This is a genomic window from Zoogloea sp. (assembly GCF_028693495.1).
GTDB lineage: Bacteria > Pseudomonadota > Gammaproteobacteria > Burkholderiales > Rhodocyclaceae > Zoogloea.
In genome coordinates this window covers 1-23,535 of record NZ_JAQUVG010000034.1, presented here as the reverse complement: position 1 = coordinate 23,535, position 23,535 = coordinate 1, and the positions used below count along the sequence as shown (strand labels likewise).

The 23,535-nt window shown below is 63.0% G+C and carries 20 protein-coding genes, 1 other RNA gene and 1 pseudogene; 8 read left to right on the top strand and 14 right to left on the bottom strand.

The window, feature by feature from the left end:
• The first annotated feature begins 257 nt into the window (after window positions 1-257).
• Window positions 258-701, top strand: coding sequence for a MaoC family dehydratase (locus tag PHD22_RS07615; RefSeq protein ID WP_299864567.1), 444 nt, complete (start codon window positions 258-260; stop codon window positions 699-701).
• A gap of 297 nt (window positions 702-998) precedes the next feature.
• The gene (locus PHD22_RS07610) at window positions 999-1,751 is read left to right on the top strand and encodes a sulfite exporter TauE/SafE family protein (protein WP_299864564.1); all 753 of its coding nucleotides are present in this window, start codon (window positions 999-1,001) and stop codon (window positions 1,749-1,751) included.
• A 19-nt stretch (window positions 1,752-1,770) separates the two neighbouring features.
• On the opposite strand, the gene PHD22_RS07605 is transcribed toward PHD22_RS07610, so the two are convergent.
• The 5 genes from PHD22_RS07605 to PHD22_RS07585 are packed head-to-tail and all read right to left on the bottom strand — an operon-like array spanning window position 1,771 to window position 6,347.
• Entirely contained in the window at window positions 1,771-2,412 is a 642-nt protein-coding gene (locus tag PHD22_RS07605) for a response regulator transcription factor (protein ID WP_299864561.1), read from the bottom strand.
• Complete coding sequence (locus PHD22_RS07600) at window positions 2,409-3,806, bottom strand: histidine kinase (protein WP_299864558.1); 1,398 nt, start codon at window positions 3,804-3,806, stop codon at window positions 2,409-2,411. The genes PHD22_RS07605 and PHD22_RS07600 overlap by 4 nt, the downstream gene beginning before the upstream one ends.
• Window positions 3,803-4,591 (bottom strand): energy transducer TonB, encoded by a 789-nt coding sequence (locus tag PHD22_RS07595; RefSeq protein ID WP_299864555.1) that lies wholly within the window; start codon window positions 4,589-4,591, stop codon window positions 3,803-3,805. Before PHD22_RS07595 ends, PHD22_RS07600 begins: the two co-directional genes overlap by 4 nt.
• A gap of 8 nt (window positions 4,592-4,599) precedes the next feature.
• On the bottom strand, window positions 4,600-5,568 hold the full coding sequence (locus PHD22_RS07590) for a quinoprotein relay system zinc metallohydrolase 1 (RefSeq protein ID WP_299864552.1): 969 nt from the start codon (window positions 5,566-5,568) through the stop codon (window positions 4,600-4,602).
• A complete protein-coding gene (locus PHD22_RS07585; RefSeq protein ID WP_299864549.1) occupies window positions 5,565-6,347 on the bottom strand; it encodes a quinoprotein dehydrogenase-associated SoxYZ-like carrier in 783 nt (260 codons plus the stop codon). Before PHD22_RS07585 ends, PHD22_RS07590 begins: the two co-directional genes overlap by 4 nt.
• 427 nt (window positions 6,348-6,774) lie before the next feature.
• Between PHD22_RS07585 and PHD22_RS07580 the strand changes: the two genes are divergently transcribed.
• Complete coding sequence (locus PHD22_RS07580; RefSeq protein WP_299864546.1) at window positions 6,775-8,562, top strand: PQQ-dependent methanol/ethanol family dehydrogenase; 1,788 nt, start codon at window positions 6,775-6,777, stop codon at window positions 8,560-8,562.
• A 147-nt stretch (window positions 8,563-8,709) separates the two neighbouring features.
• Here PHD22_RS07580 and PHD22_RS07575 read toward each other — a convergent pair whose 3' ends face one another.
• From PHD22_RS07575 to PHD22_RS07560, 4 genes are all read right to left on the bottom strand, one after another.
• Window positions 8,710-11,754, bottom strand: a complete 3,045-nt coding sequence (locus PHD22_RS07575) for an efflux RND transporter permease subunit (protein WP_299864543.1) — start codon at window positions 11,752-11,754, stop codon at window positions 8,710-8,712.
• Window positions 11,751-12,896 (bottom strand): efflux RND transporter periplasmic adaptor subunit, encoded by a 1,146-nt coding sequence (locus tag PHD22_RS07570; RefSeq protein WP_299864540.1) that lies wholly within the window; start codon window positions 12,894-12,896, stop codon window positions 11,751-11,753. Before PHD22_RS07570 ends, PHD22_RS07575 begins: the two co-directional genes overlap by 4 nt.
• Window positions 12,897-13,170: 274 nt before the next feature.
• Window positions 13,171-13,767, bottom strand: a complete 597-nt coding sequence (locus tag PHD22_RS07565) for a DUF937 domain-containing protein (RefSeq protein ID WP_299864537.1) — start codon at window positions 13,765-13,767, stop codon at window positions 13,171-13,173.
• 37 nt (window positions 13,768-13,804) lie between these two features.
• Window positions 13,805-14,200 (bottom strand): DUF3597 domain-containing protein, encoded by a 396-nt coding sequence (locus PHD22_RS07560; RefSeq protein WP_299864534.1) that lies wholly within the window; start codon window positions 14,198-14,200, stop codon window positions 13,805-13,807.
• Window positions 14,201-14,394: 194 nt separating this feature from the next.
• Here PHD22_RS07560 and PHD22_RS07555 point away from each other — a divergent pair.
• Window positions 14,395-14,778 (top strand): annotated as a pseudogene (locus PHD22_RS07555) (transposase); the annotation flags it as partial.
• 96 nt (window positions 14,779-14,874) lie between these two features.
• Window positions 14,875-15,144, top strand: a complete 270-nt coding sequence (locus tag PHD22_RS07550) for a hypothetical protein (RefSeq protein WP_299864530.1) — start codon at window positions 14,875-14,877, stop codon at window positions 15,142-15,144.
• A gap of 166 nt (window positions 15,145-15,310) precedes the next feature.
• Here PHD22_RS07550 and ssrA read toward each other — a convergent pair.
• From ssrA to PHD22_RS07525, 5 genes are all read right to left on the bottom strand, one after another.
• Window positions 15,311-15,674: a transfer-messenger RNA gene (gene ssrA / locus PHD22_RS07545) on the bottom strand.
• Window positions 15,675-15,747: 73 nt separating this feature from the next.
• Window positions 15,748-16,395 carry a phosphoglycolate phosphatase gene (gene gph, locus PHD22_RS07540; protein ID WP_299864528.1) on the bottom strand — a complete coding sequence of 216 codons (648 nt, stop codon included), beginning with the start codon at window positions 16,393-16,395 and terminating at the stop codon, window positions 15,748-15,750.
• Complete coding sequence (ubiG, locus tag PHD22_RS07535; protein ID WP_299864523.1) at window positions 16,388-17,083, bottom strand: bifunctional 2-polyprenyl-6-hydroxyphenol methylase/3-demethylubiquinol 3-O-methyltransferase UbiG; 696 nt, start codon at window positions 17,081-17,083, stop codon at window positions 16,388-16,390. Before ubiG ends, gph begins: the two co-directional genes overlap by 8 nt.
• 120 nt (window positions 17,084-17,203) lie before the next feature.
• Window positions 17,204-17,932 (bottom strand): OmpA family protein, encoded by a 729-nt coding sequence (locus PHD22_RS07530; protein ID WP_299864519.1) that lies wholly within the window; start codon window positions 17,930-17,932, stop codon window positions 17,204-17,206.
• A gap of 89 nt (window positions 17,933-18,021) precedes the next feature.
• A complete protein-coding gene (locus PHD22_RS07525; RefSeq protein WP_299864516.1) occupies window positions 18,022-19,341 on the bottom strand; it encodes a TRZ/ATZ family hydrolase in 1,320 nt (439 codons plus the stop codon).
• Window positions 19,342-19,541: 200 nt separating this feature from the next.
• Here PHD22_RS07525 and gyrA point away from each other — a divergent pair, with 200 nt between their 5' ends.
• From gyrA to pheA, 3 genes are all read left to right on the top strand, one after another.
• The gene (gene gyrA / locus PHD22_RS07520; protein ID WP_299864513.1) at window positions 19,542-22,133 is read left to right on the top strand and encodes a DNA gyrase subunit A; all 2,592 of its coding nucleotides are present in this window, start codon (window positions 19,542-19,544) and stop codon (window positions 22,131-22,133) included.
• Between the two features lie 25 nt (window positions 22,134-22,158).
• Window positions 22,159-23,244, top strand: a complete 1,086-nt coding sequence (gene serC, locus PHD22_RS07515; RefSeq protein WP_299864510.1) for a 3-phosphoserine/phosphohydroxythreonine transaminase — start codon at window positions 22,159-22,161, stop codon at window positions 23,242-23,244.
• A 23-nt stretch (window positions 23,245-23,267) separates the two neighbouring features.
• Window positions 23,268-23,535 (top strand): chorismate mutase (pheA, locus tag PHD22_RS07510; RefSeq protein ID WP_299864507.1); only part of this gene is annotated, 268 nt, incomplete at its 3' end.

The window sequence follows — 23,535 nt, the reverse complement described above, 5'->3', positions numbered from 1 at the left end:
TCCACCGTGTAGATTGGGCGTGGGGCGGGAGAGGACGGCGATGGAGGGCGGCGGGGCATTGGAGGGAAGTGGCTCGGACTAGGTAAGTTGCCATTTTAGGCGATGGCATGGCCCTTGAGCCTGCACGTGCGGAATCTGTAATCAGATTGGGGTAAGCTGACAGGGCATGTCAGAGCCCACGGAGTCAGGGTGTCCGGCAGCGCGTTCCAGTGATAAGCAGACAACAACCAGAGCAAGTGAAGCAGAAGGGAACAGATATGAGCGATCAGCAGAATTTTGACGAGTACTACGGCTATCAATACGAAGAACTCTCCCTCGGCCAGAGTGCCGTCTATGCCCGCACCGTCACCGAGGCGGACATCCTGGCTTTCGCCGGGGTGACCGGTGATTTCAATCCGGTGCATATCAACCAGGAACTGGCCGAGTCCACCATGTTCGGCGGCCGGATTGCCCACGGCATGCTGTCGGCGGGTTTCATCTCCACCGTGTTCGGCATGAAGTTGCCTGGCCCGGGCTGCATCTATCTGTCCCAGACCTTGAAGTTCAAGGCTCCGGTCAAGATCGGTGATACGGTCACCGTGCGCTGCACCATCAAGGAGCTCACTCCGGAAAAGCGCAAGGCCAAGTTCGACACCGTGTGCACGGTGAAGGGCAAGGTGGTGCTCGAAGGTGAAGCCGAGATCATGGTGCCCAAGCGCTGACCGGCTGCTGCTCCGGGTATTTCCGACGGGCCGCGCGAGCGGCCCATTGTTATGGTGCTCCCGGGAGGGAGGCATGTCGCCGGAGCGATCTTGCCTTGCCCCGTGCTTGAAGGGCAGGCCAGGTGGAAAGAGCTGGATGAGTGGGCGCGCGCGCTTCCGGCTCTTGTGAGTGTCCGGCGGTTCCTTTCTCTTGCGTTCGAGCCGCCTCCTGCAGCCTGAGATTGCCGATCCCTCCCAGTCCTCAAGAAGGTTGCCTTTGCCCGGTCTGGATAGGCTGGGTCTATCCTTGCGGCCGCTATGTTCGATTTTCTCTTTCTGGGGGCCATTGCCTTCTTTGCCGGGATGGTGGATGCGGTGGTCGGTGGCGGCGGCCTGATCCAGATCCCGGCCCTGCTGAACCATTTTCCCCAGGTGGCCATTCCCACCCTGTTCGGCACCAACAAGCTCTCCAGCATTGCCGGTACCAGCGCGGCCCTGTGGCGCTACGCCCGGGCGGTGACGCTCCCCTGGTTTGTGGTGCTGCCGGCGGCGCTGGCGGCGCTGGGAGGGGCCTGGGTGGGGGCCGCGATCGTGGTCTGGCTGCCCCGGGAGGCCATGCGTCCCCTGGTGGTGGTGGTGATGCTGGCTGTGGCCATCTATACCTTCCGCCGCAAGGATTTCGGACAGACGGTGACCCGGGCGTTACAACCATCCGACCGCTGGAAGGCAATGCTCTTCGGCGGCCTGATCGGGGTCTATGACGGCTTCTTCGGCCCCGGCACAGGCAGCTTCCTGATGTTCGGTTTCGTACGCCTGTTCGGCATGGATTTCCTGCAGGCGTCCGCCAGCGCCAAGCTTCTCAATGTGGCCACCAATGCCTCGGCCATCGCCTTCTTTGCCGGCTACGCTCCCTTGCTGTGGAAGATCGGCCTGGTCATGGGCGTCTGTAACCTGGTGGGTGCCTGGGTGGGGACCTGGCTGGCCCTGCACAGGGGGGCAGGCTTCGTCCGCAAGGCTTTCCTGGTCGTGGTGTTGCTGCTGATCGGCAGATTGATCTGGGACATGCTCTAGCGTGCCTCGACGGCTGGCCTCAGACTTCGATCAGGCCCGAGCGCACGGCGGTCATGGCCAGTTCGGCCATGTTCTGGATGCCCAGTTTCTGCTTGATGTGATAGAGGTGCGTGCCTATGGTGTTGGGGCTGAGGTGAAAGCTCTCGGCCACCTCGACCACCGAGCGGCCCTGAGCCAGTTGCAGGAAGACGTTGAACTCCTTGTCGGTGAGGGCTTCGGCCGGGTGCTCCGGTCGGTCGGCGCGCTGGAGGGCGCTGATCACTTCCGGATCGATGTAGCGCTGGCCTGCCGCCACCAGACCCACTGCCCGGAGGAGTTCGTCCGGCGGACTGCGCTTGCACAGATAGCCGGCAGCCCCAGCCTTGAGGGCCCGTTCGGCAGTGATCGCGTCGCCGTGAGCCGAGGCGATCAGGACCTTCTGGGCGGGTTTCCTCGCCATGATCCGTTCCAGGGCGGCCAGGCCGCCGCAGCCGGGCATCGACAGGTCCATCATCAATACGTCCGGATCAAGCTGGCCCATCAATTGCTGCGCGGCTTCTCCGCTGTCGGCTTCGGCGATCACCCGGGCGCCCACCCCTTCGAGCAGGAGTCGGAAGCCCATGCGCACGATGGCGTGGTCGTCGGCGAGAACAAGGGTCAGGTGGGCGAGAGAGGATGTCATGATGGCTCGGTCTCCGGTGCGGGGATCGTGATGGGCATGCGGGCGTGGATCCGGGTACCGCCCCAGACCGGGCTGCTGATTTCCAGCCTGCCTGCCAGTGCGGTGACCCGCTCCCGCATTCCGGCCAGCCCGAATCCGGCCTGGCCCGGCGTGGGCTGGAGGCCGCGTCCGTTATCGGTGATCTCGATGTCGAGGGCTCCCCCTTCCCGGAGGAGCCGGACCTGCAGTTTGCTCGCCTGGGCGTGGCGGATCACGTTGGTGCAGGACTCCTGGACGATCCGCAGGGTGGTCAGGGTCAGCTCATCGGGCAGGGGTTGCGGTCCGGCGAACAGTTCCGTCTGGAGCGTGATGTCGGGGTGGCGCTGGTTCCAGGTATTCAGGTAGCTGCGCACCGCGTCGTCCAGGGTGTCCTCCCGATTGCGGGCGGGAGGGTGAAGGCGGGTCAGCAGGGCCCGGACGTCCCCTTGCATGCGCGATGCCACGTCCCGGATCACTTCGGCGCTGTGGCGAAGGGCCGGGTTATCGGCGGTGCGCTGAACGATGGCGCCTGCCAGGGCCGCGACAGCAGTGATGCTCTGGCCCAGCTCGTCGTGGAGGTCCCGGGCGATGGCCTGGCGATCTGCTTCCAGGCGCTCGGTGATGGTGCGTGCGATGGCCTGGTCCTGAGCCAGCCGGGCGTTGTCGGCCACTGCCTGGGTCAGGCGGATGGCCATGCCGTTGAAGGCGGCCGCGACGCGGGCCAGCTCGGGGGGACCGTTTTCCGGCAGACGGGTATCGAAACACCCCTGGCCGGTACGATCCAGCGCTGCCATCACGCTGCCCAAGGGCGCCAGTGCCCTGCCGATGGCGAACCAGCAGCCGGCGAACAGGCCGGTCAGGGCCAGCAGGGCGCGGCCAGCCGCGGCGTTGAGGTCGTCCCACAGATCCAGAATGGCACGGGAGGGATCAGGTGCCAGCACCAGGGTGAGCTTCCCCGCATGGAAGGTGAGGGAGGGGATGCCTGGCTCCAGCCACCCGGCAAACCAGTCCGGTGCCTGGCGGCCAGCCTTGTAGGCGCTTGGGGGGGAGCGGTAGAGCAGTCGTCCGTGTGGGTCCCGGGCTTCCAGGTGATGGGCGCGGATGCGGCCCACGGCGCCCAGGTGGGCGATGAGGCGCTCTTCGGTCCAGGCCGGATCCCCTGCAGCGGTGCCTTGGGCCGAGACGTTCAGCCATTGGGCCGCCACCCGGTGGGCTGCGATGACCTCTTCGGTGATGGCGGTACGTGCATCCCTCAGCCACAGCAGGGCGCTGGAGCACACCAGCACGGCGGCCAGGGTTGTCAGAACCAGGCTGACCCGCAAGCGCAGGGACCGGCCGCCCTGGTCGTGGGTCAGGGTGGGGAGGCCGGCGCTCAACTGGCCTTCTCCAGCTTGAAGAACACGGGCACGATGATTTGCAGTTCCCGGTTTTGCAGGGCTTCCGGGGGGCGAGGGAGGGGGCCGGCACTGGCGACGAGCTGGATGGCGCTCTGGTCGAGCACCTCGTATCCGCTCGAGCGCATGACCTGGGTGGCGATGATGTTGCCTTTGCGGGCAATGGTCAGGCGCAGCTGCACCTCTCCCTCCCAGCCGCGAAGGGCGGCCAGCCGGGGGTATTGCTGATGGAGGGCCAGGAGCTTGGAGAGACTCCGCCCGTAGCGTTCCAGCAGGGCAGGGTCAGGAGCCTCTTCAGCCCGGGGGGTGTCGGGGACGGTTTCTGGGCGGGCGGGAGCTTGCGCGACAAGCGGGGACGTAGGGGCTTGCCCTGCAGCCGGGGGCGGAGCGGCTTCCGGGGAGGGCGTTGCGGCAATGGTGGGCGCAGTGGGCCGGATGGCGGTGGTCTGCGCATCGGATTGGGTGCGGGTCATCATCGTCCGGGCTCGAGGAGGCTCACGCCCGGGCATGGGAGCCACCGCTGTGCCAGGGCGCACAGAGGATGTCGCCGCCGGGTTGGGAGGCTGCAGTGCCGGTTGTTCTTGCTGGGTCAGCAGCATCACCCGGAGGGTCGTCTGTGCCGCGTCCGGGAAGGGGGCCGCGGGTGCCTGTGACTGCCACAGCAAGGCCAGTCCGTGGAGCCCCACGGATGTGCTGAGGGCCCAGAGCAAGGGCCGGGGCAGCCGCCGGGGGGATTCACTGAGGAGGGGAGGAAGACTCAGCACCATGGCCAGGCTCATTTCCCCCGGCGCCCGCCGCTCAGGGCCTTGAGCTCGTAAGCGGGGTAAAGGTGTCCCACGGAGCGATGGTATTCCGCTTGGGAGATTGCCAGCTTGCGGAACTCGGGCGCCATGGGCAGGGCCAGCACTTCGGTCATGTCCAGGCCGTTGTCGGCGGCCTGTCGCAGGGTGTTGTCGAGCCAGGCAAGCCAGGCACTGGTCTGGCGGATCGGTGCCGGACCGGCGCTGACCGGGCCGTGGCCAGGGACGAGGGTCTTGAAGGAGAGCTTTCCCAGTTGAGAGAGGCTGGCCTGCCAGCGGGCAATGTCCGCGTGGGGCGTGGTGGGAGCCCGGTCATGGAAGACCAGATCTCCGGCAAACAGTACGCCTGTCGTCCTGTCCAGGATGACCAGGTCGGCCTCCGTGTGACCGTCCAGGGCGATCAGCTCGAGGTGATGCCCGCCGATCTCCAGGGGGCCGGCAGCGAGCGCACGGCCTGGAGCCACCGGTTCGGTACCCGCCATCCAGTCGCCGGCGAGACGGAACATGTTTTCATTGAAGGCCCCGCCTTCGCTCTGGATCCCCTTGATGGTGCCCGGCAATGCGGCCAGCGTGGCGGCGTCAAAGGCCTGATTGCCGAGGAAGTGGTCCGGGTGGTGATGGGTGTTGATGACCCACTTGACCGGCTGGTCGGTGATCCGGGCAATGGCCCGGCGTAGCTGCTGGCCGTATGCCAGGGAAGGGCCGCTGTCGATCACCACCACCCCGTCCCGGGTCACGATGAAGGCCGCGTTCACAATGTTGCCGCCGTTGGTGAAGCTGAAATCCTCGCTGCGCCCCACCAGCACCCAGGTGTTGTCGGCGATGGGCTGCGGGGCGAGGCCGTAGTCCTGGTCGGCGGCGCCGAGCAGCAGGGTCCAGCCCAGGGCCAGCAGCGCGATCAGGCTGCGGGTGCCGTGGGAGAGCAGGGCAGGTGCGTTCTTCATTTGTCCACCTCTGCGGAGAGGGTGTTGCCGTTATTGTCCCGTCCACTCACCCGATAGGCTGCGGATGCGCGCTCAGCGGGGATGTCGAGGGTAAACACCGGGTTCTCGGCCAGGGGTTCATATCCTTCCACGTGCATCAGGGGCCTTCCGGTCTGGTCAGCCAGGTTCAACTCCTGGAGGAAGAACGCGGGGATGCCGGGTGCGAGGCCGGTGTCGATGGGATGGATGACGCGCAGGCGGATCCGTTCACCTCCCTCCTTGCGTTCCCAGACCCTGCTGCTCACCTCGCCAAGACGCTTCTGCCACTCGGGGGAGCTGCTGCCGGCGGAGGGCAGGGTGCAACCGCCCCCGGTGGTATTCACCCAGGTGCCACCGATGCGCCAGGTGCCGTCACCGGTCCTGACCGCTGCCCGTACCGGGGTGGATTGCTGGAGCTTGATCCGGAAGCCCAGGCCCGGGTGTGCGCCCTGGGGTTCGAAGCGGACGATCCGGACGATGGGGTTGAAGTCTGCGAAGACCAGCACCTCACGCACATCAGTGAGGGCACTTGCATCCACGCTGACCGGCACGTTCATCGGATTTTCGGCAGTGAGGGGCGCTGTCACCTTGACCCGGTCGTCGAAGACCACCCGGGCCTTGGCGGGAAACATCTCCTTGCGCATGTCCGTCCAGCGGGGCGAATCGAGAGGGTCGCCGGCTGGTTTTGCCTTCGGGGCACCGAGGGCGAGGTTCCCGGCGAGCAGCATGGCAAGCGCAGCGAGGGTGCGAAACATCTTCATCTTGTCTCCTTGTGGCGGCCTGCTCAACGGCGGCCTGCTCTGATCATGGGAATCACTTGGCAAGAGCTGTGCCAAACCTGTCCAGCACCACGAAGCCCCGGTTTGCAGGCCTTTTGTCAGAATGGACGGGGTGGAGTGTGTCCTGTCCTGCTTCGGGCTGCTCCAGGCTGGAGCAGCTGATGAGGAATGAAGCAGCGCTGCGACCCTGGAGGCAGCCAAATGCCTGGTGTGCGGGCACGTAGGGACAGGGGAGGCGGGCGGAATCCCCTTTGTTGCCGGGAAATTTTCCTGACCACGATTTTTTTGTTGTTTTTGCTGCTTCCGGTGGCACACCTCTTGCGGACCGGGAGTGCTGCACGCTTCGGTTGGGCCGGGAGGTGGCTGTCCCGGAGCGTGCTTAAGCACTCTCTCTCGCAGGAGACACTCAATGATCCAAAGGAGCAAAACAATGAAAAAATCGTTCGCGGTTTCTGCAATCGCAGCCGCCCTGATGATTGCCGGGACTGCCCAGGCGAAGGGCGTGACTGACGCCGATATTGCCAATGACGCACTCACCACCGGTGATGTCGTCCATTTTGGCCTGGGCCAGCAGGGGCAGCGTTACAGTGCGCTGGATACGATCAACACCAAGACCGTCAAGAACCTGGTGCCGGTCTGGTCCTTCTCCTTCGGCGGTGAAAAGCAGCGTGGTCAGGAATCCCAGCCCCTGATTCACGATGGCAAGATGTTCGTGACGGCTTCCTACAGCCGCATCTTTGCCCTGGACGCCAAGACCGGCAAGAAGCTGTGGAAGTACGAGCACCGGCTGCCCGAAGGCATCATGCCCTGTTGTGACGTGGTCAACCGCGGTGCGGCCCTGTATGGCGATCTGGTGATCTTCGCTACCCTCGATGCCCAGCTCGTGGCCCTGAACAAGGACACCGGCAAAGTGGTGTGGAAAGACAAGATTGACGACTACGCCGCTGGCTACTCGGCCACGGCAGCCCCGCTGATCGTCAAGGGCATGGTCATCACCGGTGTCTCCGGCGGCGAGTTCGGCGTGCAGGGCCGGATGGAGGCCCGCGATGCGAAGACCGGCAAGATGGTGTGGATGCGCCCGACCGTGGAAGGTCACATGGGCTACAAGTGGGTCAACGGCGAGAAAGTTGAAAACGGCATCTCCGGCACCACCAACGCTACCTGGAGCGGTGATCTGTGGAAGACCGGCGGGGCCGCCACCTGGAACGGTGCCACCTACGATCCGGAGACCAACCTGATTTTTGCAGGTACCGGCAATCCGTCTCCCTGGAACAGCCATCTGCGCCCTGGTGACAACCTGTTCTCCTCTGCCACGGTGGCCCTGGAGCCGGAAACCGGCAAGATCGTCTGGCATTACCAGACCACCCCCCACGATGGTTGGGATTTTGACGGTGTGAACGAATTCGTCTCCTTCGATTACAAGGATCCGAAAACCGGCAAGATCATCAAGGCGGGGGGCAAGGCAGACCGCAATGGTTTCTTCTTCGTCCTCGACCGGACCAACGGCAAGCCGCTGAACATCTTCCCGTTCGTCAAGCAGATCACCTGGGCCACCGGTTTTGATCTGGCTACCGGTCGTCCCAACTATGTGGATGACAACCGTCCGGGCGATCCGGCTGCCGGCGCCGACGGCAAGAAGGGCAAGAGCGTCTTTGCCGCTCCGTCCTTCCTGGGTGGCAAGAACCAGCAACAGATCGCTTACAGCCCGAAGACCGGTCTGTTCTACGTGCCCGCCAATGAGTGGGGCATGGACATCTGGAACGAGCCCATCTCCTACAAGCGTGGCGCAGCCTATCTTGGGGCAGGTTTCACCATCAAGGCCCTGCACGACGACCACATCGGATCCCTCCGTGCGGTCGACCCCGTTACCGGCAAGATCGTCTGGGAAAACAAGAACTTTGCACCCTTGTGGGGCGGCGTGCTGACCACTGGTGGCAACCTGACCTTCTACGGTACCCCCGAGGGCTACCTGAAGGCGCTGGATGCCAAGACCGGCAAGGAAGTCTGGTCCTTCCAGACCGGCTCCGGCGTGGTGGCTCCCCCGGTGACCTGGATGGAGGGCGGAGAGCAGTACGTGGCTGTGGTGTCCGGCTGGGGCGGCGCGGTTCCCCTGTGGGGCGGTGATGTGGCCCGTCGCGTGAACTTCCTGGAGCAGGGCGGTTCCGTGTGGGTATTCAAGCTGCACAACAGCAAGTAATCCGGCAAGCGCGCCGCTCAGGTCGCGTTTCCCGCAAAAGCGGCACGTCTGCGCACAGGCAGACGTGCCGCTTTTATTTTCAGACGGTGATCAAGAGTGCTTCGTCCGATTCACGGACCGTGCCCCCCGATGGGCATCGGTTGCCCGTCAGGCCTTCCGCCGTAGCGTGATGATCAGGTCATCCACGTAACTGAAAAGTACGGGGATCACCAGCAGGCTCAGGAAGGTGGAGGTGATCAGCCCGCCGATCACGACGATCGCCATCGGGGCCCGGAAGCTGGGGTCCACGCCAATCCCCAGGGCGATGGGCATCATGCCGGCCCCCATCGCCACGGTGGTCATGATGATCGGGCGGGCCCGCTTGCGGCAGGCGTCGATCAGGGCGCTCCAGCGGTCCAGTCCGTGCTCCCGACGGGCCAGAATCACGTAGTCGATGAGCAGGATGGAGTTTTTGGTGGCGATCCCCATCAGCATGATCAGACCGATCATCGAGGGCATGGAGAGGGCTTTCTGGGTCACGAACAGGGCCAGGAAGGCGCCGGGTACCGACAGCACCAGTGCCGCCAGGATGGTCACGGGCTGGACAAAGTCCTTGAAGAGCAGCACCAGCACCACGTAAATGCACAGGACTCCCGTAGCCATGGCCAGGGCGAAGCTGCCGAACAGCTCGCCCATGGCCTCGGCGTCGCCGACGGTGGTCTGGATCACGCCGGGGGGCAGGTTCTGCAGGCTGGGCAGGGCGAGGGCGGCGGCTTCCACTTCGCCCAGGGGCTGCCCATTCAGCTCGATCTCGAAGTTGATGTTGCGCAGCCGGTCGTAGCGGTCGATCTCGGCCGGCCCCCCTTCGATGGAGATCTGGGCGATATTGGCGAGCATCACCGGTCCATGGCGGCCAGGCACGCTGAGCTGGCGCAGGAGCGCCAGGTCGGTACGGGCTTCGGGGGGCAGCTTGACGACAATGGGAACCTGACGCTGGGTGAGGTTGAGCTTGGCCAGGTTCTGCTCATAGTCCCCGGCGGTGGCGATGCGCAGGGTGTCGGCAATTGCGGCCGAGGTGACCCCCTGATCTGCCATGCGGGCGAAGTCCGGGCGAATGACCAGTTCGGGGCGTACCAGGCTGGCTGTTGTGGTGACGTTCCCGATGCCGGGAATTCCCCGCAGCTCCCGCTCCACCCGGCGGGCGTGATCGGCCAGGACGGGGCCATCTTCACTGGCGAGCACCAGAATGTATTTTTCATTGGCAGCCCCCAGGCCAACCTTGACCTGAACGCCCGGGAGGGTGGTCAGCGCCTGTCGCAATTCTCCTTCGATATCCTGTTTGGTCAAGCCGGGCCGATCCTGGCGGAGGGTGAGGTTGAGGGTCAGGGTGGCCTTGCGGACCTCAGCGGCACCGCTGGGGGCGAAGGGGTCGCTGCCCGCCTTGCCGCCACCCACGGCGGTGTAGATCAGCTTTACGTGGGGATGGGCTGCGGCAATGTGACGGGCCTGCTCAGCGGCTGCCAGGGTGTCGTGGAAAGCGGCTCCGGGTGGAAGGGCCAGGTGAATCTGGGTCTGGGAGAGATCGTCAGGGGGCAGGAAGCCCTTGGGCAGCAGGGGGACCAGGGTGAAGGATCCGAAGAAAAAGATGGCGGCGCCCAGCATCGTCAGCAGGCGATGGTGCAGGCACCAGGCGGCCCAGCGTTCGTATATCGAGAGCCAGCGGGGGGTCGGATGGATGGCCACCGGACGCAGCAGGTATGCGGCCATCATCGGAGTCAGCATCCGCGCCACCACCAGCGAGAAAAGAACCGCAATGGCGGCGGTCCACCCGAACTGCACGAAGAACTTGCCGGCGACTCCGCTCATGAAGGCGGTGGGCAGGAAGACGGCGATCAAGGTGAAGGTGGTGGCGATCACCGCCAGGCCGATCTCGTCGGCAGCCTCCATGGCGGCCTGGTAAGGTGTCTTGCCCATGCGCAGGTGGCGCATGATGTTCTCGATCTCGACGATGGCGTCGTCCACCAGGATGCCTACTACCAGGGACATGGACAGCAGGGTGACCACGTTGAGGGTGAAGCCCATCAGGTAGATCACGGCGAAGGTGGGAATGGCGGACAGGGGCAGCGCTGCTGCGGCGACGAAGGTTGCCCTGCCGTCCCGCAGGAACAGCCAGACCACCAGCACGGCGAGCACGGCACCCTCCAGCAGCAGCTTCATCGAGCCCTCGTAATTCTCGATGACCGGGTCGACGAAATTGAAGGCCTCGGTGATCTCGATGTCCGGGTGCTCGGCCTGGAGTCGCTGCAGCACTCTGCCCACGGCTTCGGCGACCTCCACCTCGCCAGCGCCCCGGCTGCGGGTGATCTCGAAGCCCACCACCGGTTTCCCGTTGAGGAGGGCGGCCGAGCGTTGCTCGGCGACGGTGTCGGTGATGGTGGCCACCTGATCGAGCCGCACGTGGCGTCCGTCCGACAGCACGATGTCCATGCCCGCCAGTTCGGCAGCGCTCGCCACCGTGCCGATGGTACGCACCGACTGTTCGTTACCGCCCACATCACTGCGTCCGCCAGAGGCTTCCTGCTGGATTTGCCGCAATTGCCGTGACACATCGGCGGCGGTGACCCTGAGGGCGAGCATCCGGGCCGGATCCAGCTCGACCTGGATCTCCCGGGAAACGCCGCCGACCCGGGCGACGGCGCCCACGCCCCGGGCCGACAGCAGGGCCTTGCTGATCGTGTTGTCCACGAACCAGGAGAGGGCCTCGTCATCCATCCGGGCCGATGCGACGGTGTAGGTCAGGATCGGAGCGCCCGCCAGGTTAACCTTGGCCACCACCGGGTCCTTGAGATCGCCAGGCAGGTCGGCACGGATCCGCGAGACCGCATCCCGGACGTCGTCCACCGCCTCCTGGGGCGGTTTTTCCAGGCGGAACTCCACCGTGACCGTGGCAGTTCCATCCTGGACCTTGGTATAGATATGCTTTATGCCTTGCAGCGTCGCAACGGAGTTTTCGATCTTGCGGGCCACCTCCGTTTCCATCTGGGCGGGGGCTGCGCCAGGCAGGCTGGCGGTCACCGTCACGGTTGGCAGCTCAATGTCCATGAACTGCTGGATCTTCATGGCCTTGAAGGACATCAGGCCGGCCAGGGTCAGCAGCAGAAACAGCAGGATTGCCGGAATCGGATTGCGGATGGACCAGGCGGAAACGTTCATCGTGGCGTTTCCTGAACAACCTGAACCCGGTCCCCGTCAGCGAGGAAACCGCCGCCGCTGACCACCACCTGGGCCGATTCGGGCAGCCCGTTCAGAATCTCCACCCGATCACCCATCCGGCGACCGGTGAGCACCTTGACCTGTGTCACACGGCTGTCTGTCTCCAGGCGGAACACATAGGCGAAGCCTTCTCTTTGTACTACAGCGGATTGGGGCAGGGTCAGGGCTTCCGTACGCCCCAGCTCGAATTCACCGCGGGCGAACATGCCCGCCTTGACCTCCGCCCCGCTGGTGGAAGGGGGTAGATCCACATAGACCAGCCCATTCCGGGTGGCCGGGTCCACACTCGGTGAGACACGCCGCACCGTGCCCAGCACCGGCGCTCCCGTGGGGCCGCTCACGCGTACCGGAAGTCCCGGGCGCAGGCTGGCAAGATCGGCTGAAGTCACTTCGGCCCGCCACTCCAGGCGTCCGCCCCGGATCAGCCGGAAGAGTGCCTGTCCGGGTTGGGTCAGGGAGCCCACTGATGCCGTAAGGGCGGAGATGATCCCATCGTCCGGTGCCAGTACCCGGGTTTTGTCCATGCGCAGCTGCACCGCATCCAGGCGCGCCCTGGCGGCGGCCAGGCGGGCGGCTGCGGCGTGTTCGGCGGTGAGATACTGGGTAGTCAGTTGGGCACTGTAGAAGCCCTGTTCCCGGAGCTCCCGTGCCCGGGTGGCGTTGCTGCGGGCTTCTGCAGCACTTGCTTCCAGCTCGGCCAGGGCTGCCCGGGCCTCAGCCAGCTCGCTGGCGACCGTATCGCTGGCAATGCGGGCCAGCATCTGGCCCCGCTTGACTGTGTCGCCCACCTCCACACTCACCTCTGTCAGCCGGTAATTTGCGATTTCTGCCCCGATGACCGCTTCCTGCCAGGCCATCACCGAGCCGGTGGCGGTGACGGTCTGCGGCCAGAGAGTCTTCTGGGGTGCAGTGACTTTGACGGACAGGGCGGGGCGGACGGATTTTCCAGAAGGAGGCAGAGAGGGAGAAGGGGCCTCTCCGGTGTTGGGCCAGAACCACCACAGCGCCGTAGCCAGAACCGGCAACGCCAGTATCCATCTGCTGCCCCCGGCCAGTCGCCGCGTCTTGTCGTCCTTCGCCATGCCCGCATTTCCATTGATCGCTTGAGGCTCGCAATGATACCGGGTCTCATCTATGCGGTTGGAGTGTTTGGGAGGGCAAATGAATGGCGGACATCCTCATCGGCAAACCTTCCTGCCGGAGCATCCACTGTGCGCTGAGCGCCCAGCCCCGGCCCAGGGCGCGGGACGGGCTTGCCGGGGGAGAACGCAAGGCGCGGGTGGCTGTGGCGCGTGCGCCGACACCCGCACCCTGGCGATCCAGTCGGTGCCCCTACCTGAACGCTCCCCCGCGTCGTCAGCGCATCACTTTGCCGATCATGCCCATGATGTCGTCGAGCGAGTTGCCGTCGCCGTTCAGATCCAGAATGGAGGCGAGCCCGCCGGATGCCGGGGCCTGACCGCTGCCTCCACCGAGCAGTCCACCCAGCAAGCCACCAAGGGCCCCACCCAGGTTGTCGCCCGCGTGCTGGGCCGTGGTCGTGCCGCCACCGGCCTGCTTCGCCATGTATCCGGTGACCAGCATGGCCAGCAGCGGCAGCATCTTCTTGAGCAAGGAGGGGTCCAGACCCGACTGAGACGCTGCGTTCTGCGCCACCGCACGGCTCACATCCTTGGAGCCGAAGATCTGTCCGAGGACATCGTTGCCACGGTTCACGTCCGTGGGCTGTGGGCCCAGCACCTGGTCGAGCAGGCCGCTGCCGCCGAGTTGCCCCAGCAATCCGCCCAGACCTTCGAGACCTCCCGGTTGTGACTGCGCCTGTTTCTTGAAACCTCCCAGGATGGCTGGGGCCAGGGCCTCGGCGGCGCTGCTGATCTGGGTTTCGCTGACGCCCAGTTCCTTGGCAATGGATTGGAGACCGCCCATCTGGGCCAGGATCTCGGTGATTTGCATGTGACGGCTCCTTTGCTGGAGTGGTGATGTTGCTGGCTCAGTCCAGCAGCTCTTTGGGTACGTTGCCACCGTTGGCTGCGATGCGAGCCAGCACGGTCTTGTGCAGCCAGATGTTCATCTTTGCCGAATCCTCCATAAGCCCGGCAGGGCAATTCAGTTCGGTGGCAAGCGCCTTGCGTGCCGTCAGGCTGCTGTCTATGTCCAGGAGCTTCAGCAGGTCGACAATCGAGGTTCGCCAGTTCAGCTTTTGCGGGTTGGTGGCCGCGCGCTGCTCCAGTTGCGCCACCACATCGACGACTTCAATGGGGGTGGGCGCGGCTGGGGTGGTCGGTGCTGCTGGTGTCGCTGTAGGGGTGACCGTCGGTGTCGCGGGGACGGTGGTATCGTCTTTACCGATACCGAGCTTGGCAAGAATGTTGCTGAAAAATCCCATGATGTTCTCCTTGGTTGTGGGGCACGAGTCAGTATGCGCTCGGTGGGTGACAAATGCGTGCTGCTTCGGTCATGAACTCAGCGCGCAGCTCTGGCTACAGCTTCATGGTGACAACAGCCTCTTTTGGTATGTGTAGAACGCGATGACCTTAGAGCCTGTTCTGAACCATGCCCTAGCCTTAAGATTCGCGGTCTATGGCAGACCGCAAACCCTACCCGACCGATGTCAGCGACGAAGAATGGGCCTTCGTCGCGCCTTACCTGATTCTGTTTCCGCTTGATGCCGGCCAGCGCCGGCACGATCTACGCGAAGTGTTTAACGCACTTCGCTACGTCGTGCGCACCGGCTGTCCGTGGCGGATGCTGCCCAACGATCTGCCGCCCTGGTCGCGCGTGCATCAGCAGATGCAGCGCTGGTTCAAGGCCGGCTGTTTCGAGGCCATCGTGCACGACTTGCGCATGCTGCTGCGCCTGGCCGATGGGCGCACACCCCATCCCTCTGCGGCCATTCTGGACAGCCGGACGCTGCAATCGACCCCCACCAGCGGTGCCCGCGCCGGCTACGACAGCGCCAAGCAGTTCTACGAGCACTACGGCTTCCAGGAGTCACCGCAGCATCTGATGACGCTGATGCTGCGCTTGAACACCGTCAAGGCTTGAGAGAGGTCGTTCAGCATGACCATCTACAAGATTCACACGGAGGCAGAATACCGGGACGCTCTCAAAGAGGTCTCCGCGCTCGTAGATTCAGCCCCTGCTCTGGAAACGCCTGATGGGAAGCGGCTGAACGCCCTGGTGGGGCTCGTGCAGGCTTACGAAACCACGTATGTGCCTGTCGATAGTGTCCTTGTTGACGGCCTCCGATCAATCATCGCAGGTGTCAAAGTCGATCTTGACAGGCTTTTGCCGCCCGAACGTGGCGATGCGGTCATGCCCTGGGCATAAACTTGGCTTCCACGGTGCTTGTTACCGTCTAAGTTACCGCCAACAGCTACCGGCTTGCAATGGTTCGTTTTGGACAGCGACGGACGCAAAAAAGGCTGAGAACCCTGATTTTCTTAGGTTTCTCAGCCTCTTGTTGCATTGTTCCGGATTGCTCCGGACTAGATGTTGGTGGAGCCGGGGGGAATCGAACCCCCGTCCGCAAGTCCTCTACAGTCAGTTCTACATGCTTAGCCGAACTACTTGGATTTAACCCGGGGTTTAGCCGATCGGCAGGCCGACCACAGGCGAGTCACCTAGAGTTTCGCGCCGGACCAAGTAACCCGATCCCTTGCTAGTTCCTGTAAATGACACTGCATTGGGTTTGACCCCATCTGGCCCAGGAACGAACCAGTGCAGTGGCTTAGGCCTTAAGCGGCCAGAGCGAAACGCTCGTCGTTGGCGTTTGTAGTTTTCCAGTTGATTTACGAGGTGACTGGTCCTCGGCATGCCCTGATCTGCTTTGCAACCCACGTCGAAGCCAGGTCGGCCCCAAGTCTTGAATCATTGATTAGTACCAATGAACCTCAACACGTTCCGGATAATAGCATGTCAGGCAGGTGTTTTTTAGAGGAGTGCCAGAATTTCTGTCGGATGCTTGATGATGTGGTCTGCCTTCCAGTCATGGATGGGGCGCCCGCTTCCCTGGTAGCCATAGGATGCTGCAATCGTGACCATGCCCGCGGCTTGGCCTGCCTGGATGTCCCTGAGATCGTCGCCTACATACGCGCTGCGCACGGCTTCGACGCCTGCCTGATCACAGGCGTGCAGAAGGGGGTCGGGGTAGGGTTTGGGGCGTGCCGCCGTGTCGCCTCCCACAATGCAGGCACAGCGGCGCTGCAGGCCCAGAGCTTCAATGATGGGACGCGCCAGACGCTCGGATTTGTTGGTAACCACACCCCAGACAATGCCTCTGGAGTCCAGTTCTTCCAGGAGGTTGTCCATTCCCTGAAAGAGTTGGGTGCGGACACACAGCGCTTCCTCGTACAAGGCCAGAAAGCGTGCGGCCAGAGCCGGGTAAGCCGAATCTTCGGGTGTCAGGCCGAAGCCGCTTGCGAGCATGCCGCGTACCCCATTCGAGACCTGGGGGCGCAGGATCTCGCAGGGGCTCGGGGGCAGGCCGTGTTCTGCTTTTAGTCGATTGAGGGCGTTTGCCAGGTCGGGAGCGGTGTCGGCAAGGGTTCCGTCCAGGTCAAAAAATACGGCCTCAGCCATGCCTGGAGGTTCGCATCAGGTAGTTTACGTCGGTATCTTGACCCAGGGCGTACTCCTGGCTGAAGGGGTTGTAGGTCATGCCGATCAGCTCTTCCACGTCCAGGCCGGCGTTCCTTACGTAGCGTGCCAGTTCAGAGGGTTTGATGAATTTTGCGTACTCATGGGTGCCTTTGGGTAGCAGTTGGAGAACGTACTCAGCGCCTACCACTGCCATCAGGTAAGACTTGAGGTTGCGATTGAGGGTTGAAAAGAAGACAGTACCGCCAGGTTTGACCAGGGTCGCGCAGGCTCGGATGGTGCTGGCAGGATCGGGTACATGCTCGAGCATTTCCATGCAGGTGACTGCGTCGAAGTGAGCTGGCATCTCCCGGGCAAGGTCTTCAGCAGAAATGTGCCGGTAGTTCACGCTCTGACCGCTTTCGTACAGATGGAGCCGTGCAACTCCGAGCGCTTTTTCGGAGAGATCGATGCCTGTGACGTTCGCACCCCGGGCGGCCATGGATTCGGCCAGGATTCCTCCGCCGCATCCGACATCCGCCACACTCTTGCCGTCAAGATGGACGGTTTTGTCGATCCAGTCGAGACGCAAGGGATTGATCTGGTGCAGGGGTTTGAATTCGGATTCGGGATCCCACCAGCGATGGGCGAGGTCACTGAATTTCTGAAGTTCGGCGGGGTCAGCGTTCATGGTGTGGTCGGGTGTAATGATTCAAGGCGAATTGTATTGCTAAGTGCCACGCCTGAAAAAACAAAAAGCCCTGCTGGGCAGGGCTTTTTGAAACTGACGGGGTCAGAAGTTCGGCTGTTATTATTTGGTGCCGATGACTTCGATTTCCACGCGACGGTCCGGCTGGAGGCATTCCACCAGCTTCTTGTTCTTGCCGGTTTCCTTGCCGAGGTTGTTGCACTTGTCGCCGGTGATGGGCTGCTTTTCGCCCTTGCCTTCGGTGTAAACGCGGTTGGCTTCAACACCCTTGCCGACCAGGTAATCCTTGACGGCGGCAGCGCGCTTCTGGGACAGCTTCTGGTTGTAGACATCGCTGCCGATGCGGTCAGTGTGGCCGACGGCGAGAATGACTTCCAGCTTCAGGCCCTTGGACTTGGCGGCCAGGTCGTCGAGCTTGGTTTTACCGGCAGGCAGCAGAACGGCCTTGTCGAATTCGAACAGGGCGTCAGCAGCCAGCTTGATCTTGTCGGACACCGGGGCGGGGGCGGCTGCTACCGGTGCGGAGGGCTTGGCTGCGGCAGGCGCGGCAGCCTTCACGCATTTGTCCTGGGGCACGACATCCTTGTCGCACTCACAGCCAACCGGGAATTCGCCAGCCAGGGTGTTGGCGGCGGCGGCAGGGGTCCAGTAGCCCGTGCGCCAGCACAGGTCGTGACCACTGCGGGCGACGACAGCACGGGAGTCGATCACGTAAGGCACTTCGCCTTTCGTATCCACGACGACGTCTTTGGCGAAGCTGGCGGAGGCGGACAGACCGAGGGCGGCCATGGCGGCAGCCATCAGCAATTGTTTTTTGGCTTGTTTGATCATCGTTTTCCTCGTCGCAAGGCAAAGGGATGGAACCGGAAGATTCTTCCTGACTGCATGAGTGGAACATGGACTCAGGCAGCATATCCAATTCATTGGCGGAGCTTATTTTGCCATAGGCGGCCAATGGCTAGTAGTTCCGTGTTGGATATTTGCAACAGTTTTCCGTCCTTCATGCGGAGTTCTCCTGCTACCCAGGTGGCCGAGACTGCATGCCGTCCCAGTACGAAGACAAGGTGTGAGGCAGGGTCGAAGCACGGGAGGTCGTCAGGGTTGTCCACCCGTATGGCGGTCATGTCGGCCAGCTTGCCGGGGCGTAAAGAGCCGATTCTTGATTCCATTCCAAGGGCTTGGGCGCCATCAAGGGTGGCCATGCGGAGTGCCCGGTGTGCGGGGAGGGCGGATGCGTCGCCACTCGTGAGCTTCGCAAGAAGGCTGGCCTGGTGCATTTCACGGAGCAGATCCAGGCGGTTGTTGCTCGCGGCACCATCCGTTCCAAGCCCGACGGTGATCTGCTGCTCGTGCAGCAGGGGGATGGCGGCAGCGCCGCTGGCGAGCTTGAGGTTGGATGTGGGGCAGTGGGCGATGGAGCAGTTGTTCCGCGCCAGGCGATGGGTGTCATCCGGAGTCAGGTGAACGCCATGCACGCCAATCAGGTGGGGGCCAAGCAGGCCCAGTTCGTCCAGGCGGGCGATCGGGCGAAGGCCGTGGTCGCGCAGGCTGTCCGTTATTTCGGTGAGGGTTTCATGAATATGGACATGAACCGGTAGTTCCAGTTCTTCGGCGAGTGCGCCGATCCGCTCGAAGCTGCGGTTGGAGACGGTATAGGGTGCGTGGGGTGCCAGGGCAAAGCCGATGCGTGGATGATCTCGCCAGGTGTCCCGGATGGCGAGTCCTTTGCGCAGATAGTCGTCAGCGTCAGAGGCGTACTGGGAGGGGAAGTCGATAACGATCATGCCCAGTACGGCACGCAGTCCCAGGCGGTCAAAGGCTTCTGCCGTGGCCCCCGGGAAGAAATACATGTCATTGCAGGTGGTGATTCCGCTGCGGAGCATTTCGGCTGCGGCGAGCAGGCTCCCGTCCCGGACGAAGGCATGGGAGGCGTGCTGGCTTTCTGCGGGCCAGATGGCTTCCTGCAGCCAGCGCATCAGGGGCAGGTCGTCGGCGAGGCCGCGCATCAGGGTCATGGCCGCGTGGCAGTGCAGGTTGACCAGTCCTGGCAGGAGGATGTGATCCGGCAGGCTGACCGTTTCCCTGGCTGTGTAGTGCTCCCGGGCGGTCATGATGGGCAGGATGGCTTTAATGTAGCCATCCTGAACGGCGATCGCGTGATGCTCCAGGGTGGTGTCGAAGGGCTCGACAGGAATGATCCAGCGGGCTTCGATGAGCAGGTCGACCGGGGTGGGTGTCATGGTGTGTCGTAAAATCCGCTGACTGGCTGGATATTAGTATTGGCGCGGGCTGATTAGAGCATATGAAAAGATGGGCAACAATCCGCTGGACTGAGCGTGCGCACCTGCGCTGGTGCATCCCGGGCGGGGCTTGAAGGGGTGGCCCGTGTTAGACTCCACGCTTTTCGTCTTTTCGACGAATCGTCGATTCTCGCGGTGCCATGATCCCGTTCGCCAAAGAAACCCTCCCCATCAGTCTCGAAGAAGAGATGCGTCACGCCTACCTGGATTACGCCATGAGCGTGATCGTGGGGCGCGCCCTGCCGGATGTGCGTGACGGTCTCAAGCCCGTGCATCGTCGCGTGTTGTTTGCGATGCACGAGTTGGGCAACGACTGGAACAAAGCCTACAAGAAATCCGCCCGTATCGTTGGGGATGTGATCGGTAAGTATCACCCTCACGGAGATCAGTCCGTATACGACACCATCGTGCGCATGGCCCAGGACTTTTCCCTGCGCTACATGCTGGTCGATGGTCAGGGTAACTTCGGTTCGGTGGACGGTGATAGCGCCGCCGCGATGCGTTACACCGAGGTCCGGATGGCCAAGATCGGTCATGAACTGCTGGCCGACATTGAAAAGGAAACCATCGATTTCGGGCCCAACTATGATGGCTCCGAAAAAGAGCCTCTGGTGCTGCCCGCACGGATTCCCAATTTGCTGATCAACGGGTCCGGCGGCATTGCGGTGGGGATGGCCACGAACATTCCTCCCCATAACCTGTGTGAGGTGGTGGATGGGTGCATGCTTCTCCTCCAGGAGCCGGATGTCTCCATCGAGGAACTGATCAGGATCATTCCCGCCCCCGACTTTCCCACTGCAGGCCTGATTTACGGTCTGGCGGGCGTCCATGAAGGTTATCGTACGGGGCGTGGGCGGGTGGTCATGCGTGCCCGAACCCACTTTGAGGACATCGGCAAGGGTGACCGTCAGGCGATCATCGTCGATGAGATTCCCTATCAGGTGAACAAGAAGACCCTGATCGAGAAGATCGCCGAGCTGGTTAATGAAAAGAAGATCGAAGGCATCAGCGATATCCGCGATGAGTCCGACAAGTCGGGCATGCGGATGGTCATCGAGCTCAAGCGCAATGAAGTCCCGGACGTGGTCTTGAACAACCTGTTCAAGCAGACTCAGCTTCAGGATTCCTTCGGCATGAACATGGTGGCGCTGGTGGATGGCAGGCCGCGTCTCCTCAACTTGCGCCAGATGCTGGAGTGTTTTCTCGCTCATCGCCGCGAGGTGGTGACCCGGCGGACCATCTTCGAACTGCGCAAGGCCCGCGAGCGTGGTCACATTCTGGAAGGTCTGGCTGTCGCTCTGTCCAATGTGGACGAGATCATTGCCCTGATCAAGGCTGCGCCCACTCCACCGGAGGCCAAGAAGGCCCTGATGGCCCGCCAGTGGCGTTCCGCACTGGTGGAGGAAATGCTCTCGCGGTCGGTGGCTGACAGCTACCGGCCGGAGGGGCTGGCGCCCGAGTTTGGTCTGTCAGCCCAGGGCTATCGCCTCTCCGACGCTCAGGCTCAGGCCATTCTCGAGCTGCGTTTGCAACGTCTGACCGGCCTTGAGCAGGACAAGATCGTTGCCGAGTACCGGGATGTCATGGCTGCCATCGCCGATCTCCTGGACATCCTCGCCCGGCCGGAGCGGATCACGGCGATGATTGGCGATGAGCTGCTGCTGATCAAGCAGCAGTTCGGGGATCCACGGCGTTCCGAGGTGGTGATGAACACTGCCGACATCAATATCGAAGACCTGATTGCACCGCAGGACATGGTGGTCACCCTGTCCCACACCGGCTATTTCAAGCGTCAGCCGCTCACCGACTACCGGGCTCAGAAGAGGGGGGGGCGCGGCAAGCAGGCGGCTGCGGTCAAGGACGATGACTTTGTCGACCAGCTCTTCGTGGCCAACACCCATGACCACATCCTGTGTTTCTCCAGCCGCGGGCGTCTTTACTGGCTCAAGGTGTACGAGGTTCCCGAGGGGACTCGCAATTCCCGCGGCAAGCCGATCGTCAATCTGTTCCCGCTGCTGGAGGGTGAGAAGATCACCGCAGTGCTGCCGGTCAAGGAGTTCGACGCAGGCCATTTCATCTTCATGGCCACGGCCCAGGGGACGGTCAAGAAGACACCGCTTACCGATTTTGCGAACCCCCGCAAGGCCGGCATCATCGCTGTTGGCCTGGATGAAGGGGATTACCTGGTGGGTGTGGCCATCACCGATGGCCAGCACGACGTGATGATGTTCTCCGATGCCGGCAAGGCGGTGCGTTTCAGCGAGAACGACGTGCGTCCCATGGGCCGTCAGGCGCGTGGGGTGCGCGGGATGATGCTGGAGGATGGTCAGACCGTCATTGCGATGCTGGTGGCTGCAGATGAAACCCCCAGCGTGCTGACGGCCACCGAAAACGGTTTTGGCAAGCGGACTCCGATCGCCGAGTACACTCGCCATGGCCGGGGCACCAAGGGCATGATCGCAATCCAGACTTCTGACCGTAATGGCAGGGTGGTGGCGGCAACCCTGGTGACTGACAAGGATCAGCTCATGCTGATCACCACCGGGGGCGTGCTGGTGCGGACCCGGGTATCTGAAATTCGGGAAATGGGTCGTGCCACCCAGGGTGTGACCCTGATTTCGGTGGACGAGGGGAGTACCCTGTCCGGAGTACAGAAAATCCTCGAAGGTGAGGAAGACGAGCAGGATGCCGGCGATGCAGAGGCTGGCAACGACGAGCAGCCGGCGGACTGAGCCTGGCTGGCTGGATAGGAATCAGATGATGCGGATCCACAATTTTTCGGCGGGCCCCGCCACCTTGCCGGCCCAGGTTCTCGAACAGGTGCGCGACGAGCTTCTTGATTGGCACGGCGCTGGCATGGGCATCATGGAGATGAGCCACCGGGGCAAGGATTTCACGGGGGTCATCCAGCAGGCGGAGGCCGACCTGCGTGAATTGATGGGTATTCCGGGCAATTATAAAGTGCTCTTTCTGCAGGGAGGGGCGACCCTGCAGTTTGCCCAGATTCCCATGAATCTCCTCGGCGGGCGCTCTGCCGACTACATCGTGACAGGATCCTGGTCCAAGAAGGCATACAAGGAGGCCCAGCGATTTGGTGACGTGCGCCTGGCGGCGACCACCGAGGCTGCTGCATTCACCCGCCTGCCCCGGGGCGACGAGCTGAAGCTGGACCCCCATGCAGCCTACCTGCACGTGTGCACCAACGAGACCATCCATGGCGTCGAGATGTTCGACCTGCCGGACGTGCCGGAGGGCGTCCCGCTGGTGGCTGACATGAGCTCCCACATTCTGTCCCGTCCGATGGATGTGTCCCGTTACGGGCTGATCTATGCAGGTGCGCAGAAGAATATCGGACCGGCAGGCCTGGTCATCGTGATCATCCGGGAGGACCTCCTGGACAAGGCCTCCGCCATGACCCCCAGCGTCATGAATTACGCGACCATGGCCGAAAATGGGTCGATGCTCAACACTCCGCCCACTTTTGGCATCTATCTGGCCGGACTGATCTTTCAGAATCTCAAGGCGCAGGGTGGGCTTGCCGCCATGGAGCAGGCCAACAGCGCGAAGGCCAAGCGGATTTACGATGCCATCGAGGCCAGTGGCGGCTTCTATCGGAACCCGGTCGAGAGGTCCTGCCGTTCCCGGATGAATGTGCCCTTCACCCTGGCTAACCCGGCGCTGGATGCCGGGTTTCTGGCTGAGGCTGCCGAGAGACGCCTGTCGGGCCTCAAGGGGCACAAGTCGGTGGGCGGAATGCGGGCATCCATCTACAACGCGATGACCCTGGAGGGTGTCGATGCGTTGGTGGATCTGATGCAGGATTTTGCGGCGCGCAAGGCGTGAGCGACAGGATTTCAGGAGAGGGCATGAACCAAGGGATGCTGCAGGAACTGGGCGTGGTGCGTGAGCAGATTGACACCATCGACGCCCAGATGCTGGCCTTGCTCAACCAGCGGGCCCGGTGCGCCCAGCAGGTGGGCGAAATCAAGGCGAAGTATGGAGATGACGGCTACATCTACCGACCGGAGCGGGAAGCCCAGGTGCTGCGCCGGATCCAGTCCCTCAACGAGGGACCGTTGCCCAATGAAAGCATCACCTTCTTTTTCCGGGAGGTGATGTCCGCCTGCCTCTCGC

Coding starts and splice junctions, on each gene's coding strand:
- gph (WP_299864528.1), bottom strand. CDS start 16,395: ATGGCTGAGGCCGTATTTTTTGACCTGGACGGAACCCTTGCCGACACC.
- PHD22_RS07570 (WP_299864540.1), bottom strand. CDS start 12,896: ATGGCGAAGGACGACAAGACGCGGCGACTGGCCGGGGGCAGCAGATGG.
- PHD22_RS07550 (WP_299864530.1), top strand. CDS start 14,875: ATGACCATCTACAAGATTCACACGGAGGCAGAATACCGGGACGCTCTC.
- PHD22_RS07615 (WP_299864567.1), top strand. CDS start 258: ATGAGCGATCAGCAGAATTTTGACGAGTACTACGGCTATCAATACGAA.
- PHD22_RS07575 (WP_299864543.1), bottom strand. CDS start 11,754: ATGAACGTTTCCGCCTGGTCCATCCGCAATCCGATTCCGGCAATCCTG.
- PHD22_RS07595 (WP_299864555.1), bottom strand. CDS start 4,591: ATGGTGCTGAGTCTTCCTCCCCTCCTCAGTGAATCCCCCCGGCGGCTG.
- PHD22_RS07560 (WP_299864534.1), bottom strand. CDS start 14,200: ATGGGATTTTTCAGCAACATTCTTGCCAAGCTCGGTATCGGTAAAGAC.
- PHD22_RS07525 (WP_299864516.1), bottom strand. CDS start 19,341: ATGACACCCACCCCGGTCGACCTGCTCATCGAAGCCCGCTGGATCATT.
- PHD22_RS07565 (WP_299864537.1), bottom strand. CDS start 13,767: ATGCAAATCACCGAGATCCTGGCCCAGATGGGCGGTCTCCAATCCATT.
- PHD22_RS07580 (WP_299864546.1), top strand. CDS start 6,775: ATGATCCAAAGGAGCAAAACAATGAAAAAATCGTTCGCGGTTTCTGCA.
- ubiG (WP_299864523.1), bottom strand. CDS start 17,083: ATGAACGCTGACCCCGCCGAACTTCAGAAATTCAGTGACCTCGCCCAT.
- PHD22_RS07585 (WP_299864549.1), bottom strand. CDS start 6,347: ATGAAGATGTTTCGCACCCTCGCTGCGCTTGCCATGCTGCTCGCCGGG.
- serC (WP_299864510.1), top strand. CDS start 22,159: ATGATGCGGATCCACAATTTTTCGGCGGGCCCCGCCACCTTGCCGGCC.
- PHD22_RS07605 (WP_299864561.1), bottom strand. CDS start 2,412: ATGACATCCTCTCTCGCCCACCTGACCCTTGTTCTCGCCGACGACCAC.
- PHD22_RS07530 (WP_299864519.1), bottom strand. CDS start 17,932: ATGATCAAACAAGCCAAAAAACAATTGCTGATGGCTGCCGCCATGGCC.
- PHD22_RS07590 (WP_299864552.1), bottom strand. CDS start 5,568: ATGAAGAACGCACCTGCCCTGCTCTCCCACGGCACCCGCAGCCTGATC.
- gyrA (WP_299864513.1), top strand. CDS start 19,542: ATGATCCCGTTCGCCAAAGAAACCCTCCCCATCAGTCTCGAAGAAGAG.
- PHD22_RS07610 (WP_299864564.1), top strand. CDS start 999: ATGTTCGATTTTCTCTTTCTGGGGGCCATTGCCTTCTTTGCCGGGATG.